15 protein-coding genes are annotated in these 18,536 nt (G+C 25.5%); 14 read left to right on the forward strand and 1 reads right to left on the reverse strand.

What is annotated here, in order from left to right; translation table 11 throughout:
- From rfbC to Q0984_RS05070, 6 genes are read left to right on the forward strand one after another with little or no spacing between them, the layout of a single operon-like run.
- Positions 1 to 558 carry a dTDP-4-dehydrorhamnose 3,5-epimerase gene (rfbC, locus tag Q0984_RS05045; RefSeq protein ID WP_299524520.1) on the forward strand — a complete coding sequence of 186 codons (558 nt, stop codon included), beginning with the start codon at positions 1 to 3 and terminating at the stop codon, positions 556 to 558.
- Positions 559 to 567: 9 nt separating this feature from the next.
- A complete protein-coding gene (gene rfbB / locus Q0984_RS05050; RefSeq protein ID WP_299524523.1) occupies positions 568 to 1,572 on the forward strand; it encodes a dTDP-glucose 4,6-dehydratase in 1,005 nt (334 codons plus the stop codon).
- A gap of 11 nt (positions 1,573 to 1,583) precedes the next feature.
- A complete protein-coding gene (locus tag Q0984_RS05055; RefSeq protein ID WP_299524526.1) occupies positions 1,584 to 2,717 on the forward strand; it encodes a glycosyltransferase family 2 protein in 1,134 nt (377 codons plus the stop codon).
- Entirely contained in the window at positions 2,714 to 4,138 is a 1,425-nt protein-coding gene (locus Q0984_RS05060; protein ID WP_299524530.1) for a glycosyltransferase family 2 protein, read from the forward strand. Before Q0984_RS05055 ends, Q0984_RS05060 begins: the two co-directional genes overlap by 4 nt.
- Positions 4,139 to 4,152: 14 nt before the next feature.
- Positions 4,153 to 5,691 carry a glycosyltransferase family 2 protein gene (locus Q0984_RS05065; protein ID WP_299524533.1) on the forward strand — a complete coding sequence of 513 codons (1,539 nt, stop codon included), beginning with the start codon at positions 4,153 to 4,155 and terminating at the stop codon, positions 5,689 to 5,691.
- A gap of 4 nt (positions 5,692 to 5,695) precedes the next feature.
- Entirely contained in the window at positions 5,696 to 8,257 is a 2,562-nt protein-coding gene (locus tag Q0984_RS05070; RefSeq protein ID WP_299524536.1) for a glycosyltransferase domain-containing protein, read from the forward strand.
- A gap of 14 nt (positions 8,258 to 8,271) precedes the next feature.
- On the opposite strand, the gene Q0984_RS05075 is transcribed toward Q0984_RS05070, so the two are convergent.
- Positions 8,272 to 9,381 (reverse strand): glycosyltransferase, encoded by a 1,110-nt coding sequence (locus Q0984_RS05075; protein ID WP_299524539.1) that lies wholly within the window; start codon positions 9,379 to 9,381, stop codon positions 8,272 to 8,274.
- A gap of 37 nt (positions 9,382 to 9,418) precedes the next feature.
- Here Q0984_RS05075 and Q0984_RS05080 point away from each other — a divergent pair, with 37 nt between their 5' ends.
- The 8 genes from Q0984_RS05080 to Q0984_RS05115 all read left to right on the forward strand — a co-directional run bounded on the left by Q0984_RS05080 (position 9,419) and on the right by Q0984_RS05115 (position 18,397).
- The gene (locus tag Q0984_RS05080) at positions 9,419 to 10,957 is read left to right on the forward strand and encodes a glycosyltransferase (RefSeq protein ID WP_299524542.1); all 1,539 of its coding nucleotides are present in this window, start codon (positions 9,419 to 9,421) and stop codon (positions 10,955 to 10,957) included.
- A 508-nt stretch (positions 10,958 to 11,465) separates the two neighbouring features.
- Complete coding sequence (locus Q0984_RS05085; protein ID WP_299524544.1) at positions 11,466 to 11,732, forward strand: hypothetical protein; 267 nt, start codon at positions 11,466 to 11,468, stop codon at positions 11,730 to 11,732.
- Positions 11,733 to 11,746: 14 nt separating this feature from the next.
- The gene (locus Q0984_RS05090; RefSeq protein ID WP_299524547.1) at positions 11,747 to 12,025 is read left to right on the forward strand and encodes a hypothetical protein; all 279 of its coding nucleotides are present in this window, start codon (positions 11,747 to 11,749) and stop codon (positions 12,023 to 12,025) included.
- 145 nt (positions 12,026 to 12,170) lie between these two features.
- Positions 12,171 to 13,211 carry a glycosyltransferase domain-containing protein gene (locus Q0984_RS05095; protein ID WP_299524550.1) on the forward strand — a complete coding sequence of 347 codons (1,041 nt, stop codon included), beginning with the start codon at positions 12,171 to 12,173 and terminating at the stop codon, positions 13,209 to 13,211.
- On the forward strand, positions 13,204 to 14,808 hold the full coding sequence (locus tag Q0984_RS05100) for a glycosyltransferase family 2 protein (RefSeq protein WP_299524553.1): 1,605 nt from the start codon (positions 13,204 to 13,206) through the stop codon (positions 14,806 to 14,808). The genes Q0984_RS05095 and Q0984_RS05100 overlap by 8 nt, the downstream gene beginning before the upstream one ends.
- Positions 14,805 to 16,313: a glycosyltransferase gene (locus tag Q0984_RS05105; RefSeq protein WP_299524556.1), complete on the forward strand. Its 1,509-nt coding sequence runs from the start codon at positions 14,805 to 14,807 to the stop codon at positions 16,311 to 16,313. The genes Q0984_RS05100 and Q0984_RS05105 overlap by 4 nt, the downstream gene beginning before the upstream one ends.
- The gene (locus Q0984_RS05110) at positions 16,303 to 17,349 is read left to right on the forward strand and encodes a glycosyltransferase family 2 protein (RefSeq protein WP_299524559.1); all 1,047 of its coding nucleotides are present in this window, start codon (positions 16,303 to 16,305) and stop codon (positions 17,347 to 17,349) included. Before Q0984_RS05105 ends, Q0984_RS05110 begins: the two co-directional genes overlap by 11 nt.
- 1 nt (position 17,350) lies before the next feature.
- The gene (locus Q0984_RS05115; RefSeq protein WP_299524562.1) at positions 17,351 to 18,397 is read left to right on the forward strand and encodes a glycosyltransferase family 2 protein; all 1,047 of its coding nucleotides are present in this window, start codon (positions 17,351 to 17,353) and stop codon (positions 18,395 to 18,397) included.
- The last annotated feature ends 139 nt before the right edge of the window (positions 18,398 to 18,536 follow it).

An 18,536-nucleotide genomic window follows, 5' to 3' on the forward strand; every position in this document is an offset into this window, starting at 1 on the left:
ATGGGAAATTTTAAATTTACAAAAACTGATATTGAAGGAATGTTTGTAGTTGAACCTGCAGTTTATGGAGATAATCGTGGGTATTTCATGGAAACATATAATGAAAATGATTTTAAAAAAGCAGGTTATGATTTAACTTTTGTACAGGATAATCAGTCACAATCATTTAAAGGAGTTCTTAGGGGACTTCATTTACAATTAAAATATCCTCAGGGAAAATTAGTTAGAGTTATTAAAGGAGAAGTATTCGATGTTGGGGTGGATCTTAGAGCAGATTCTCCTACTTATGGAAAATGGCATGGTGAGATATTATCTGCCGAAAATAAAAAACAATTATATATTCCTCCTAAATTTGCACATGGTTTTGTAGTATTATCTGATGAAGCTGAATTTGTATATAAATGCACAGAATTCTATCATGGGGAAGATGAAGGTGGAATCATGTGGAATGATCCTGATATAGTTATTGAATGGCCATTAGATGGAATTGATGAAATTACTTTATCTGATAAGGATAAACAATGGAAAACATTAAGGGAATCACAAATTAAGTATTAGGTGTGTATTATGACAAAAATATTAATTACTGGTGGAGCAGGGTTTATTGGAAGTAATTTTGTAAAGTATATGATTGATAAATATCCTGATTATGAATTCACTAATTTAGATGCTTTAACATACTGTGGAAATCTTGAAAATTTAAAAGACATTGAAGATAAAGATAATTACACTTTTGTTAAAGGAGATATCAGAGATAAAGATATTGTCGATGATTTAGTTAAAAAATCAGACTATGTTATTAATTTTGCAGCTGAAAGTCATGTAGATAGAAGTATTAGTGATCCGGAGATATTTATTAAGTCCAATGTTTTAGGAACACAGGTATTACTTAATGCAGTTAAAGAATATGGTGTAGAAAAGTATGTTCAAATATCCACTGATGAAGTTTATGGTACACTTGGTGAAACAGGTTATTTCACAGAAACTACTCCATTACAACCTAATAGTCCTTATTCTGCTTCAAAAGCTAGTGCTGATTTAGTTGTAAGAGCATATTATGAAACTTTTGATTTGCCAGTTAATATAACTCGTTGTTCTAATAATTATGGTCCTTATCAATTTCCAGAAAAATTAATTCCTTTAATGATTTCCAATGCATTGGAAGATAAAAAATTACCAATATATGGTGATGGTAAAAATATACGTGACTGGTTACATGTATATGATCATTGTAGTGCAATAGATTTAGTTTTACATGATGGAAAACTTGGTGAAGTTTATAATATTGGTGGTCATAATGAAAGACAAAATATCCAGATTGTAAAATTAATATTGGAAGCTTTAGGTAAAGATGAATCATTAATTGAATTTGTTGATGATAGGTTAGGGCATGATAGGCGTTATGCTATTGATTCAACTAAAATAAGAGAAAATCTTGGATGGGAACCAAAATACACTTTTGAAACTGGTATTAAAGAGACAATTCAATGGTATTTGGATAATCTTGATTGGATGGATCAAGTTAAAAGTGGAGAATATCAGGAATATTATAAAAAAATGTATCTTAAATAAAAGGTGTAATTTTGCCTCAAATTTCAGTAGTTCTACCAGTTTATAATGTGGAAAAATACCTTAAACAGTGTTTGGATAGCTTAATCAATCAAACATTTGATGATTTTGAAGTAATTTGTGTAAATGATGGTTCTACTGATTCTTCACTTAATATTTTAGAAGAATATGCAAGTAAGGATGATAGATTTAGAATAATTTCTCAACAAAATAAAGGATTAAGTGGAGCAAGAAACACAGGAATGAATTATATTAAAGGTAACTATTTATTATTCTTAGATTCTGATGATTGGATAGAAGAAAATGCATTGGAATTATTATATAATCAAGTAAGTAATCTGGATTCTGAAATGATAATTTTCCCATATAGATATTACAATCAAGAAACTGGAAAATATAATGAAAATGACTTTACAAAATTAAACATGTTTGATTCATCAATAGATAATAAGAATTTTAATTATAAAAATATCCCGGAAATAGTATTTAGAATTCCCCATGAATCTATTAAATTATACAAAGTTGAAACACTAAAAAAACTGGCTGTTAAATTTCCAGAAGGACTTAATTATGAAGATGCTTATTTCTTTTATAAAATCTTTTTTAAACTAAACAAGGTTTCAATTATAAGAACTCCAATTTATAATTATAGAATAAGAAGTGATTCAATTTGTACGACGGGTAGTGAAAAATCATTTGATATATTTAAAATTTTAACTTCCATTGAAAACTTTCTGAAAGAAGATAAAATCTATGATGAACTTAAGGATGAATTCATACTTTTCATTGTTATAAATCTGAAATTTGTTTATTTAAGACTAAATGAAAGCTTTAGAAACCAATATCTTAGAGAAATAAAAGAAAACTATGAATTTTTTGCTTTAAACCAGATTAATAAAGACCATTTAGCTACATGGCATTTTGATGATAGAGTATTTTATAATGCAATAGATGTTTCAAATAATGGTGTTGAATTTGAATTAAACTATAAAAAAGGATATTATGAATTTTTAGCTAATCATTATGAAGGAGTAATTAATCACTTACAACAGCAAAACCAAGTTTTAACACAGGAAAACGACAGTTTGAAAGAACAATTAGCTAATACTTCTATTAAAAATAAATTTAAGAAAATTGTGAAATTATGAGTTATAAATTAAGTGTTATTGTCCCTGTCTTCAATGCTGAGAAATATATTAGGGAATCTCTAGATTCATTAGTTAATCAAACTTTGGGAATAAACAATATTGAAGTTATAATTGTTAATGATAATTCATCAGATAATACTTTAGATATAATCAAGGAATACACGGAAAAATATACTTCTTTTAAAGTAATAAATAATGAAACTAATTTGGGGCCTGGAGAAAGTAGAAATCTAGCTTTAAGTGAAGTTACTTCAGATTATGTGACATATTTGGATGCAGATGATTTTATATCTGAAAATGCATATGCAGATGGTTTAGCTAAAATAGATGAATTTGATGTGGATTTACTGATTTATAATTGGGAAACATACACTGGAAGTGATTATGTTGAACCTATTAATATTCATCAACAAAATACTGAGGAAAATAAGTTAATAGAAAATATTAAAGATTATCCGAAGCTATTTTTATCAACTGCACCATGGAATAAAATTTATCATAAAAGTTTATTTAAGTATCTGAAATTCTCAAAAGGATTTTATGAAGATAATATTGTAGCTGTTTTATCTTTAATCAATGCTAAACGGATATTTTTATCAAAAGATTCTATTTATTATTATAGAAAAAATTTTGATTCTACTACTGAAAACATTAGTGTTGATAGTTCTATTCATCTTTCAAATTCAATAAAAGAAATTTTTGATTTAAAAGAGGAATATCCTGATTTTTTAGATTATATTAAGTTACTAAATATTAACTTTATTTATGATATTCTATTTTGGATATATTATTATGACTGGACAATTCCGCAGGAAGTTAAAATGGTGGATAAACTTAAATCATCAATTATTCCATTTACATCAGATGATATTAACAGATTTAAAAAGCTGTTTCCAGATAAACTTAGTTATGAAGAAGATATTTTAGAGTTAACAAATTATGATTCCAATACTTTTTTAGCTAAATATAAATATTTCAATAGGCTAAATAAGGTTAATTCAAAGGCTAGTTTGTATGTTGATGTTGGAAGAGGATTTAATGAAGAAGACAAGGTAGAAATTACTTACACTCCATTAAGAAAAAATAAATTAACATTTAACTTAGAAAACTTTAATAATATCTGTCAGTTACGTTTTGACCCATTGGAAGGTAGTTTTATTAAATGTAGTGTAACTAACAATCTGCCTATTGTCAGTTCCAACTGTGATAATTCAATTGAGGAAGATTATCAATTATTTACTAATCTTGATCCCTGTTATGTTCTAGATGCTGATTTTAGTAATATTTCAAGTATTCAAATTAATTTTGATTTGGAAATTTTAAATAATAATGATATCGCTAATTTATTTAGACAAAAAGATAATATTATAAATAACTTACAAGTAAAACCTAAGAAAAGGAAATTTGGCTTTTTTAGATAGAAGGAGTATTTTTAATGTCTGATATTTCATATTCAAAATTTTTAATTAAATCTAAATTTAATCCAGTTAAAGCAAAAAAATATTTGGAAAGCTATGATAAGATAATGAAGTCTGGATTATTTGATAAAAATTATTATCTTAAAGCTTATCCGCATATTGCTAAATCTGGAATGGATCCTTTAGTTCACTATTTATTTTATGGATATAAAGAAGATAAAAATCCAAGTGCTCAATTTAATTTAAAAAGATATCTTGAAGAATATCCTGAAATTAAACAAAATAATTTAAATCCATTGATTCATTATATTGATAATGGTCATGAAGGTTTTACTTTAGAAGAAAATCCTTTTATCGCACGTAAGAAAAAAATAATAGATACTAATTCATTATTTTTAGCTAATTATAACTTTAATGAAGAACCATTAGTTTCTATTATAATTTTAAACAGAAATGGATTAGGGCATTTACAAAGGTTGTTTACAGATTTTGACAAAAAAACAAATTATTCTAACTATGAAATTATTGTAGTTGATAATGCTTCATGTGATAAATCTGTTGAATATTTATACTCTCTGGATTTACCAATTACTGTTATTGAAAATAAGGAAAATGTAAGCTTTTCAAAAGGAAATAATGATGCTGCTAAAATAGCTAATGGACGTTATCTTCTTTTGTTAAATAATGATATAGAACCTACTCATGGTTGGCTTAATGAAATGGTTGGAATCATGTTAAATAATGATAATGTAGGTTCTGTTGGAGCTAAATTAATTTTCCCATACTATGAAGACATGGTTAATCAGGGAAAATCATTTTCAATTCAACATGCAGGAGTAAAATTTAGAGAAGAAATGACTCCTTATATTTATGGTCCTTATCATGAAAATATGTATTCAACAATGCTTTTTTCTAATGAGTTAAATCATCAAAAAGAAGTAATTTCCAATACTGCAGCCTGTTTACTGATTCCAAAAGAAGTTTATTTCCAATTAGATGGATTGGATGAAAATTATATTTATGGTTATGAGGATATTGACTTTGCATTTAAATTATATAAAGCAGGTTATAGGACAATTTATGCTCCAGCAGCATTATTATTCCATCATGAGTCTGCAACTAGAAAAGAAAATGATGATGAGAAAAATCAACTTAATTATCAAAATATAATGTATTTTGTTGAAAAATGGGGCGATTTTATTTTTAAAGAGATTTTAAAAGATAAACTTGAATCAAATAACTTCTTTACAAATAAAAAATTAGATGTCAGTATTATAAGTGAAAACAATGAATTAGTAAAAAATGTTGTTTCCAAATTAAATAATGAAGGATATAATGTTAAATTAATTTCAAACATAAATAATTTAGATATTGGTGAAGACTGTGATATTTTAATATCTACTAAAAAAGAATATGATATTGAAAAAATAAGCTCAAGACTTAATTTAATAAAGGTATTGGTAGCTAATGAAGAAAATAATAATTATGATATAGTTTTAAATGAAGAAGACTTTGAATTTAATCTTTTAGATAAAATTAAGGAAAAGTATTTGTGATATTATGGGTTATGAGGAAATTTATGAAACATATCAGGAAGTTGCAAAAGACCATATTAACAGGGATTTATTTAATCATTCAACAAAAGATGCAACTGAAACAATTGAAGATATTAAAAACAATAAAATAGCTATTTATACAGCTTTCACTGGGGATTATGATACTTTAAAGGAACCAGAATTCATTGATGAAAACTGTGATTACATCTGTTTTACAGATAATCCTAATCTGGAATCTGACATATGGGATATTATTCAGATGGATGAAACTACATTGGATAATAATAGAAAAGCTAAACAATACAAATTACTTCCTCATAAATATTTAAAAGATTATAAGTACAGTTTTTGGTTAGATGGAACATTTAAGATAAAAGGAAGTATTAGAGAATACATTTATAAAAATATTAAAGCATCATCTCCAATGCTCTGTGTAGTTCACACTGAAAGAGATTGTGTTTATGAAGAATATGAGGCTTCTAAAATAATTCCAAGATATCCTCGTGCTGTAATGGAAGAGCAGATTAATTATTATAAAAGTCAGGGTTTTCCAAAAAAATATGGATTAGGAGTTATGGGAGCTATTTTTAGAAAACATAATGATTCAGATGTTATCAAAGTTATGGAAGACTGGTGGGAAGAAAATATCCGTTTTACAAATCAGGATCAACTTAGTTTTGCATATGTTGCCTGGAAAAATGATTTCCATCCTTCTGTTAGTTTAATTTATTACTGGGATAATGAATACTGGGCTAAACAAGGAGGAAACTATCATCATAAAGTAGTATTGTCTATGCCTATAACCAGTGATAATTTAAGAGCTAAAATAGGTGCTCAAGTTGAAAATATGGATCTTGGAGATACAATTGAACTTTCAAAAGAAGAAATGTATCTTTTAATCAATGATGTAAAAGGAATGGCAGGTTATAGAATAGATACTGCAGGTAGAGTTGGATATTTACATAATGAATACAATACTTTTTTAAATTCCAATTCTTTAAAACTCACAAAACCATTAAGAATCGCAGGTAATGTAGCTAGAAAAGTTAAAAATAATCCGTTAATTGAATTTGCTAAACATAAACATGCTGAAGACAATATACATATTTATGATACAATTAAACATTTTGGTATTTTTGATGAATCTGCATATATAAAACTTCATCCTAATGCTAGGGATGCAATTTTACATTTTATAGAAGAAGGTTCAAAAACAGACATTATTGATGATAAAATAAAATATATTGGCCCAATATTTGATTTATATTATTATATCAGTTCAAATAATCTTTCTTCAGATATAGATCCTCTTATTCATTATATAACTCAAGGTTTTGATAATAAATTAGATATTAATAGAAATTATCCTCATTTCGTGGAATTTTTACATGGAAACTTACATGAACAATTGGATACTTTTGTTACAAACAGAATAAAGGAAAAATTAGCTAATGAAAGATATATCTCAGATTCCAAAACTTTAATTGATTATATTCATACAAATCATGAATTTAAAACAGATACAATTAAAGTAGGGGTATTTTTAGAGGATAATTTTGATAATATGAATGCATGTCCATTTATAAGGATTCATTCATTATTTAAACAGTTAAGTGAAAGTGAGGATTATCATTTCTTTATTTATGGTCAGGAAATATTACCTTTAATTGATGTAAATCAAATAATCAAATCAAAAATCTTTGATGTTATTGTAATTCAAAGAGTAAATCCATATTCTACAGATATAGCTAAAAAAGCTAAACAGCGTGGAATTAAATTGATATATGAAACTGATGATGATTTTTTAGATATCAATCCATCTAATCCTTCATTTAATTATATATTAGGTAATTTGTCAAAAATTAAGAAATTGGTGGGGGCTGCTGATAAAATAGTTGTAAGTACTCCTGAACTTAAAAACCGTTTTGATAAATTAGATGTTTGTGATGTGGAAATTATTAGAAATTATTACTTGGATAATGTATTGCCATTAAAACCATTTTCATACAATGACAATAATCATGTTAAAATTGGTTATTTTGGAACAATGACTCATAATGATGATTTGGAACTAATTCATAATGTTATTCTAAGATTAAAAGATATTTTCTCTAAAAAAGGTATTCAAGTTAATCTGGAAGTTATAGGAGCATCTTTTGATGAAAATATAGATTGGTTTAATGTTAAAAAAATGCCTTATTATCCAATGTCAATGGCTACATTTATGAAATGGATATATTCTAAAGCAGATTGGGATATTGGAATAATACCTTTAGTCAACACAGAATTTAATAAATGTAAAAGTGAATTAAAGTATATTGAATTTACAGCTTTAGGAGTTCCTGTTATAGCTAGTGATGTTGACATATATAAGGATGTTATTGAAGATGGAGTAACTGGATTTTTAGCTAATAATGAAGATGAATGGGTTGATAAGTTATCTATATTGATTAATGATCCAAAACTTAGAAATGGTATGTTAAATAATGCACGAAATGATATTTTAGAAAATTATAATCTAAAATCCCGTGCAAAACAGTGGGATGAGATTTTTAAAAATTTATAATTTTTTAAAAAAACTCAAATCTCTTTTTTTAATCTTTGTTTTATATTTTTAGTTTTATATTTAAACCAGCCTTTAGTAGTTTGCAATCTAGCTACTTGTTGAGTTTTATTAGATAATTCAATTTCTAATTGATGAATTCTATTTCTAAATAGTTGATAATCTCCCATAAGACTGTATGCTTCTTCTAAATTTCTTTCTTTTATCTGTTTTATTATACTTTTAATTGCATTATTCTGTGGTGTTGGATTAACATCCTTCATGTTATCAAATAACTTTAAAGATTTGTTTACTAACTCTTTTTTATCTTCAAATTCAATTGTTTCACTTAAAGCCACATCACTAATCCAGCAACTTAAATGCTGGTTAAAAATAGTGTCATAATATTTGCATCCATTATTCTTCTTAAGTACGTCTACAGTATTATTATATCCTTCAATCAATCCATTTAAATAATGCATTCCTTTAGATAAACTAGTTGAACTATCATCACCAGTTCTTAATCTGAAATTATAAACAATATCATTTATAAAAACTATTTTTGAAGCATTTATAAAAGCATCAATCATAAATGTTAAATCTTCAGCAAAAACTCCTTCTGGAAATGTTATATCATGTTTACTAAGGAATTCTTTTGGAAATATCATTCTCCAAATATTATTTATTGAAAAAAAGCGTAAATTTTCATCTATTGAATTTAAGGTAACATCTTGTGTAATCCAATCTTCTGGAACTATTCTTTGTTCTCCAAATGTTTGGAATTTACCAATAGCCACATCACATGAATTTTTAGTAATTGCATTATATAATTTTTCAACACTTTCCGGTAAATAATTGTCATCATGATCAATAAACATTATATATTCTGCTGTAGAATTAGCTATTCCAATATTTCTAGCTCTTCCAGGAGTCCCTGTTTTTTTACCAGATTCATATGTTTTTATATTATCATATTTTTCACAATAGCTATCTATTAGCTCTGGAGTATTGTCAGTAGAGTAATCATCAACAATAATCAGCTCTATATTTTCAAATCCAATACTTTGATTCATAATAGATGCTATTGTTGAATCCAAGAATTCTGTACTGTTGTAAGTTGGAATAATAACTGTGACTTTATAAGACATAAATTTATTTTTATGTTAATGTATTATATAATATATTATGAATTTATCTAGATTAATTAAAAAGAATCCTTTAGCTTATATAGCTATGAAATCAAAAACAAGCCCAAATAAGATTTCATTATATAAAAAAATTTATTTAAGGATTAAAAAATTAGATTTAATTGATAAAGATAAGTATTTAGCTGTTCATGAGGACTGTAAAACTCAGGATATGGATGTTAATTTACATTATTTATATTATGGTGTTAAAGATGAATTAAATATTCAACAATCATATATAACTGAAGTATTTAATTTAGATTTCTATAAAAGGCAATATAATGTTGATAATCCTGTTTTTGATTATGTGTTAAATGGATTTTTTAAAAATAATCAAATTAATGTTTTTGATAATAATTATATAAATACACTTGAAATGCCTCTCTTTAAACAATATTATCAAGGTCAAAATAACAAATTAATTGAAGAAGTTAAAGATAATTCATATATAACTGATAAAAGAACGTTAATTCCATATATTCAACTAGAAAATCCTATTAAAACAGATAAAATTAGGGTTGGAGTTTTTACAAATGATTCTTTTGAAAATTTAGCTCCTTGTCCATATATCAGACTTCATGCTCCATTTAACCAATTAAGTAAATCTGATAAATACACATTTTTCATGTATGGTATGGATAGTTACGTTATGATGAATATAGATAATATCTTAAGATCCAGATTATTTGATATAGTTGTTGTTCAAAGGATTTTACCATTTTTGGATTTATTACTTGCTAGATGCAAAAAACACGGTATTAAAATCATATATGAAACTGATGATGATTTATTGGGTGTTGAAAAGAATAGTCCTTCTTTTGAATATGTAGATAGGGTTAGAAACCAAATAACTAATTTTATTGATGGTGCAGATGTTATAACTGTTACAACACCTAATTTAGCTTCTAAATTTGATTCAAATAAAACTGAAATAATTCATAATTATTATGTAAACACGGTATTCGATGTTAAAAAAGATATTAAACATGAAGGTAAATTAAAATTAGGTTATTATGGGACATTAACTCATTCTAAAGATTTATTTTTAATTAAAGATGTTATTTTAAATCTTAAAGAAAAATATGACTTTGATTTTGAAGTAATTGGTGGATTTAATGCAGAAGATAATGTGTCTGAAGATTGGTATGAATCTATTGAGCTTCCTCCAAATAATATGAGCTTTGAAGTATTTATGCCATGGCTTTCAAAAGTAGCTAATTGGGATATTGCATTAGTTCCTTTAGAAAATTCAAAATTTAATTTAGGGAAAAGTGAATTGAAATACATTGAATTATCTGTTCTGGGAATTCCTGGAGTGTATAGTGACATGCCAGTTTATAATTCAGTTATTAAAAATGGAGTAAATGGTTTATTAGCTAAAGATGAGACTCAATGGATTTTAAATATTGAAAAACTAATTTCAGATGTGAATTTAAGGCAATTTATCTGTAAAAATGCATTGGATGATGTATTGGAAAATTATTCTCTCGATGATGTTGTAAATAAATGGAATGAATTATTTTCGAAATTAATTTAGATTTTGTTTAGTTTTTATTTAATTTTACTTTATATAATTGAATAATGTTATAATTTTGAACATTTTTGTTTATTTTCAATTATATTTATACTATTAGCTTAGTTTCACGGTTTAAATTTGTTAAATTATATATGTGCGTTATATTTTTATTAATTTGCTCTTTTAAACATTAAAATTGCTTTTAAATCATGTAAAAAGGTCTTTTAGCTATATTTTTAGTTTTCACATTTTCTCATATTTTTTATAGTTAACTGATTATGTAATTGTTAATATTATCAGTATTTGATTAGAATTATTGATTATTAGTTAACAAAATCTAAAACATTCTATTTTATTTTTAAAGCTTTTTTAGTTTTCTAGATTATTTTTAAATATATTAAAAAAATCAATTTTCATGTTATACCATAATTATATATACAATTAGGTTTAAAGTTCTTTAGTGTATATTTTTTTTATCATGAATGTTATTCAAATGAAAAAAATATACATGGAATATAGGGTGATTTGAATGTTGGAAGAATTTGTACCTTTTATAGGTTTATTGATTTTCGGTAATATTGAAAACTTAGTATTGTCTTCACAAGGGGTAGTTGCTGGAGCAAATATTTTAAAATTAAGTATTTTAAGTATTATTTGTGTAATTATTTGGTTAATTGTTGGAACTGTAGGTGCTACAGTTGCTTCTCAATATGCTGATTTCATTGATTTTATCGGAGGACTTGCTATATTTATATTAGGTCTTCAAGCAATGTATGAATCTATTGTAAATAAATAAAAGGAGATTGAAATATGGCAAATGAATTTAAAAATTTTATGGGATTATTAATTTTTGGTAATATTGAAAATTTAATATTATCTGCACAAGGTGCAACTGCACATGTGAATCCATTTATATTAGGTGGATTAAGTTTAATTTGTGTAATAATATGGCTTTTAATAGGTACTTTTGGAACTAAATATGCTATTAAATATGCTAGACATATTAACTTTATTGGTGGCCTTGCTATCTTTATTTTAGGTATTCAATCTATGCTTGGATCTATTCCGGGTATGTTAGAATTTTTCTAATTCTTTTTTTAATTTAGTTTAGAAAAGTTTTTAATCATTCGTGTCTTAAAAACTTTTTTAAGCTGATACTTTTTTTAGATATATTTAATTATTATTAAAATGAAAATTATTATCAGTTATTTTAATAAATTGTTTGCTGATTTTTATGACTGAAAATAATGTTGACCCTTACGAAGTAGTTAAGCAAAGATTCGAATCAACAGTAGATTCATTTATTTTAAGTGATTTATTTCAACCTACTTTAGAATCTAATCAGGAATTGATTGATGATGTTAAAGATAATAAATTAGTTATTTACACTGCATTTACTGGAAATTATGATGAACTAAAAGAACCTGAGTTTATTGATGAAAATTGTGATTATGTATGTTTTACAGAAAATCCTGATTTGGAATCTGACACATGGGAAATAGTTCAAATGGAAAAATCAACATTAGATGATAATAGAAAAGCAAAACAATATAGGTTATTTACAGACAAATATTTTCCAGATTATAAATACAGTTTTTGGTTAGATGGAACTTTTAAAATTGTTGGAAGTATTCGAGAGTATATTTATAAATATGCAAAATCTAAAATGCTTGTTGTTGTTCACCCGGAAAGAGATTGTATTTATGATGAAGCTGTAATGTCCATGCCTTTTCCAAGATATTCAAATTATACAATGACAAAACAAGTTGAAAAATATAGATCTGAAGGAATGCCTGAGCATTATGGTCTTCCAGTTACTGGAGCATTATTCAGGGCTCACAATGATCCTGAAGTAATTTCTATAATGAGACAGTGGTGGAAAGAAGTTATAAATTACACTAATCAGGATCAATTAAGTTTGCCTTATGTTATGTGGAAAAATAATTTTCACCCATCTGTTTCTAATGTTTATTATTGGGTTAATGAATACTGGTCTAAAGAAGGAAGTTATCAACATAATTTTGAAATTGAAGATTATATAACTAGTAGAAATTTAATTGAATATTTAGAGGGTAATATTAAAGATAAAAACACTTTAACTAAAGAAGAAATTAATTTATTATTCAATGATATTGATGCTTTAAGAGATGAGGCTAATGCATTAAATATTGCTCGTGATCATTGGGATAGGCAGATTAATGGTATTAGGGATTCTACATCATGGAAATTAACTAAAAAATTACGTAATGTAAAAAACAGGGGAAATAATGACTAAAAGTTTGATTAATTTTTTATTTAAATCTAATTTTGATTTTAAAAAAGCCATGAAAAATTACAAATATTACAGTTCTATTAAAGAATCAGGGCTTTTTGATGATGTTTTTTATGCTGAAACATATGATGATGTTAAGGGAGATAGTTTAACTCATTACTTATTAAAAGGTCATAAGGAAGGAAAACTTCCAAGTCTGGATTTTGACCCTGATTTTTATAATAATAATTATCCTGATGTTCAAAGAGCTAATTTAAACCCATTGCTTCATTATATTGTTCATGGAAAAAATGAAGGTAAAATTTTCCAATATGCATATCCGATTAGACGTATGGAGGAAATTTGTGAGACTAATTTAGCTTTTTTAACTAACTATGAATTTGAAGAGGAACCATTAGTATCTATTATTATATTAACTAGAAATGGTTTAAATCACTTAAAAAGGTTATTTGCAGATTTTGATAAAAAAACTAATTATTCAAATTATGAGATTATAGTTGTAGATAATGCATCTAGTGATGAATCTGTTGGCTATTTAAAAAGTTTAGATTTGCCAATTACTGTCATTGAAAATAAAGAAAATGTTAGTTTTTCAAAAGGAAATAATGATGCTGCTAAAATAGCTAATGGGGAGTATATTTTACTTTTAAATAATGATATTAATCCAACTTATGGTTGGCTTAATGAGATGGTGGGAACAATTGTTAACAATGAAAATGTAGCTTCAGTAGGTGCTAAATTAGTATTTCCTTTTTATTATGATGTTGGTCGTGATAAATCATTTAAACTTCAACATACTGGAGATATGTTTGCAGAAAGGATGTATCCTTGTTGTTTATATGCAATTAATAAAGCTAATAATCATTTGGATATTTTTGACAGTTCTCTTACAGAAAATAACCAATGTATTGCAGTTACAGGCGCTGTTAATTTAATTAACAAAGAAATCTATGATGAATTAGGGGGGCTTGATGAAAATTATATTTACGGTCTTGAAGATGTTGATTTTTCATTAAAATTACATAAAAAAGGTTATAAAACATTATTGGCTTCAAATGCTTTACTTTTCCATCATGAATCAAGTACAAGGGTTAAAACTAAAAATTATGTAGACAATGATAAACATAATTATAGGATATTTTGGTCCAAATGGGGAAATTATCTTTCTAAAAATTTACTTCTGGATAAATTACATGATAATGGATTTTTCACTCAAAAGAAACTTAAAATTACAATTATTGATGGAAATCATCCACAAAATAGCGAATTCTTATCTGCTATTTCTAAAGAATTCAATAATCTAGGTTTTAGTGTAGAATTGATTTCTGATTTAAAAAATATGTATATTGGTAATTCTTCGGACATTTTACTTTCTTTGTCTGCGGGTTATGATTTAAATAATATGATAGCTAGGAAAGATATTGTTAAAGTCTTTGTTGCAAATAATAATGAACATGATTCTGAAGGTTATGATATTGTAGTATCTAAAAAAGAAGGGGAATATAATTCAAAATATAATTTTGTAATTACTGGTAACTTTGTTGAAGAGTTTTTAAATAAATTAGAGGATATTTTAATTAAAAGTGATGGATTTTTATGAGCTTTAAAAATAAGTTGATGAGTAAAATCCCAACTACATATATTTTACACAAATCATCTAATAAAAAGGAAGCTAAGTTAATTATTAAAGGATATAAGGCTATCCGTAAAAATAATTTATTTGATGATGATTTTTATTTAAATAAATATCCTAAAGTTAAAAATTCTGGAATGGATCCGTTATTACATTATATTTTCTTTGGTTTTGATGAAGGTAAAAAACCGAATAGCTATTTTGATGGTCTTTTTTATAAATATCATTATGATGATGTTAATATTAATCCTCTAGTTCATTATGCATTGTATGGAATTAATGAAAATCGCCAGATTAGAGTAAATAATGATAATCTAACTCACTTTAATAATTCTAATAAGATTAATATTCTTTTTGTTTTACATGAAAAAATAGATACTATTGGTGGAACTGGTTTTACTAATTTAGATATTATAAATAGCTTAAATAATAAATTTCAGGCATTTATTTTAACTAGTGATGGGGAAGATGTTGAGTTGTGGAAGGTTGATTCTACTTTGGAAAAAATAGCTAATTTCAATTATCATCCTGAAAAATATGAATTTTCAAATAGTAAGTTAGCTGATATTTATGAAGAAATCCTATCAAAATTAGATATTAAAATTGTACATATTAATCATTTAATTAATCATACTTTTGATTTAATTGAAATAGCTAATAAAAAAGAAATTCCTTATATTTTATCTATACATGATTTTTATTATATTTGCCCATCAATTCATTTAATCGATGAAAACTTTAATTTTTGTGAATTTAAATGTGAAAATTGTAAATTTGGAAATTCTTTAAAAAATTGGCAGAAACATGGTTTTAAATTACTTAAAAATGCATATCTGAATGTAGTTCCATCTTTGTCAGTTATGGAGACATATACTTCAATTTATCCAGATTTAAATAATTTTAAATTAATTGAACATGGTAGAAATATTAAAAAATCAAATATTGAGCCAAAATTAACTAAAAATCCAATTAAAATAGTGATTCCAGGTCATATTTCACAGCATAAAGGATCTTTATTAATTAAAAAAATAAAAGATTTGGATAAAACTAATTCATTGGAATTGCATTTTATGGGAACATCTATTCCAAATCTAAATAAATATGGAATAAATCATGGAAGATATGAACGAGGAGATTTTAATAATATAATTTCCAAAATAAACCCTTCTTTTGTTGCTATTTTATCAACATGCCCTGAAACATTTTCTCATACTTTAACAGAAAGTTGGATTGCAGGAATTCCAGTAATAGCTACAAATCTTGGTGCACTTAAAGAAAGAATTAATAAAACTGGTGGGGGATGGTTGGTAGATTATAAAAATCCTCAAAAAATATATGATACAATATTAGGCATTGATGATGAAGATTATTTAAAAAAAATAGAAAACATATCTAAAATTAAATTTAGAAGTATTGAAGACATGACTGATGAATATAATAAAATATATGGGGAAATAACTGATGAATTATAAAATATCTGTAATAGTAGCTACATATAATTCTGGAGACTTTTTAAATGAGTTTTTAGATTCTATTAAATCTCAGACTTTAGGTTTTGAGAATATTGAGGTTATTTTTGTTGATGATGCTTCAACTGATAATTATACTTTAGATTTGTTAAATAAGTTCAATGAAAAATATTCAAATGTTTCAGTTGTATTTTTGGAGGATAATTCTGGTTTTCCTGGGACTGGTCGTAATAAAGGTTTGGATTTGGCTGGTGGGGAGTATGTTATTTTTGGAGATCATGATGATTCATATGTGGATAATGCATTTGAAGTCATGTATGATAAAATAAATGGATATGACATGTTAATATCTAACTTTAATCAGGTATTTGATGATAAAGTAGTTAAATTTAAATCATTATATAAAAATGCTTCAGAAATTAGTGTTAAAAGTATTGATGAAGATAGAAATCTTTTAAGGATTCCTGCAGCTATTTGGACAAGATTATTTAGAAAAGAATTTTTAATTGAGAATAATATCAGATTTTTGGAAGGTATGCTTTGTGAAGATGTGTATGTAGCTACTTTAGGCTGTTTAAAAGCAGATGGGATAATTTATCTTAATGATTTTTATAGTTATAATTACAAAATTCGTGATGTTGAGGGAAATAAATCAACAATCCATATTAGGAACAGGAAATACATTGAAGCAATGTTAGATGGTTATTATGAAATAGCAAAAATGCTGGAAATTCAAAATAAAACTAGTTATGGGGAAGAAATATTTAGACAACATTTGACATCATGGTTATATACAATTGTGTTAAGTAAATTAGGTTCTGAAGATAAAAAAGAATTATTCTCCAAATCTTATGATATTTTTAAAATGTATTATACTCCAGACCCATATTTTAAAAAAATATATAATAACCTTGTTAGTTATATTTTAAATAAGAACTTTAATTTGGCAGTTGTTGAAGTTGATAAATTAGAAAAAATTCAAGAAAACATGAATAATAGAAGTTTTCTTTCAAGATTAAAAAACAAATTGAGAAGGTAATATGTATAAAATTTCAGTTGTAGTTCCAACATATAATTCTGGAAACTTTTTAATAACCTTTTTAGATTCTATTAAGGCTCAGACTTTGGGTTTTGAGAATATTGAGGTTATTTTTGTTGATGATGCTTCAACTGATAATTATACTTTAGATTTGTTAAATAATTTTAATGAAGAATATTCGAATGTTTCAGTTGTATTTTTGGAGGATAATTCTGGTTTTCCTGGGACTGGTCGTAATAAAGGTTTGGATTTGGCTAATGGTGAGTATGTTATTTTTGGAGATCATGATGATTCATATGTGGATAATGCATTTGAAGTCATGTATGATAAAATAACTAAGTATAATGCGGATTTTTTAAGTACTAATTATTATAAAATTTATGAAGATAAAGTAATTGTGGAAGATACAGTTTTTGATGGTGAGAACATTGTTATAAATAATTTTAAAGATGATTTAAGATTATTTGATATTGGACCAAGTATCTGGACAAAATTATTTAGAAAAGAATTTTTAATTGAGAATAATATCAGATTTTTGGAAGGTATGCTTGCTGAAGATATGTATGTTTATATTTATTCTCTTTTTAAATCTAAAAAAACAGTTTATCTCGATGATTTTTGTAGTTATAATTACAGTATAAGGGATGTTGAAGGAAATAAATCAACAATTCATATTAGAAATAAAAAATATTTAGCTAGTATGGTTGATGGTTATTGTGAGATAGATAAATTAGTAACTAAATTAAATAAAGAAGATTATTTCTCAAAAATTTTTAAAAAACATTTTGTTTACTGGTTGGCAAGTTTGATAGCTAGTGATATTTCTGATGATGAAAAAAGAGAACTGGTAGTAGCTATTAATCCATTACTTAAAAAACAAGTAGTTATAACTCCTGATTTTGGTGAGAAAATTTATTCACCATTAACTAAACCTATTTTAGATAATGATTATAGCAGAATACTTAAGAATATATCTAGAATTAAAAGATCCAGGGAAAGAAAAGCTAAAATTAAGACATTTATCAATTGGCTGAGATTTAAGTCATGATTTTTTAGTTTGTGAGGTTATGATGTAATTTACACGATTTTTAGTGTTTAAAGTGATACAATATAATTTTTTTTGATAAGCAATCTTTTTATAATTCTTTTATTAAAAATAACAAATAGTTTATAAAAATTTATCTTAG

This window comes from uncultured Methanobrevibacter sp., assembly GCF_934746965.1.
In the GTDB taxonomy this organism is placed as follows: Archaea; Methanobacteriota; Methanobacteria; order Methanobacteriales; family Methanobacteriaceae; genus Methanocatella.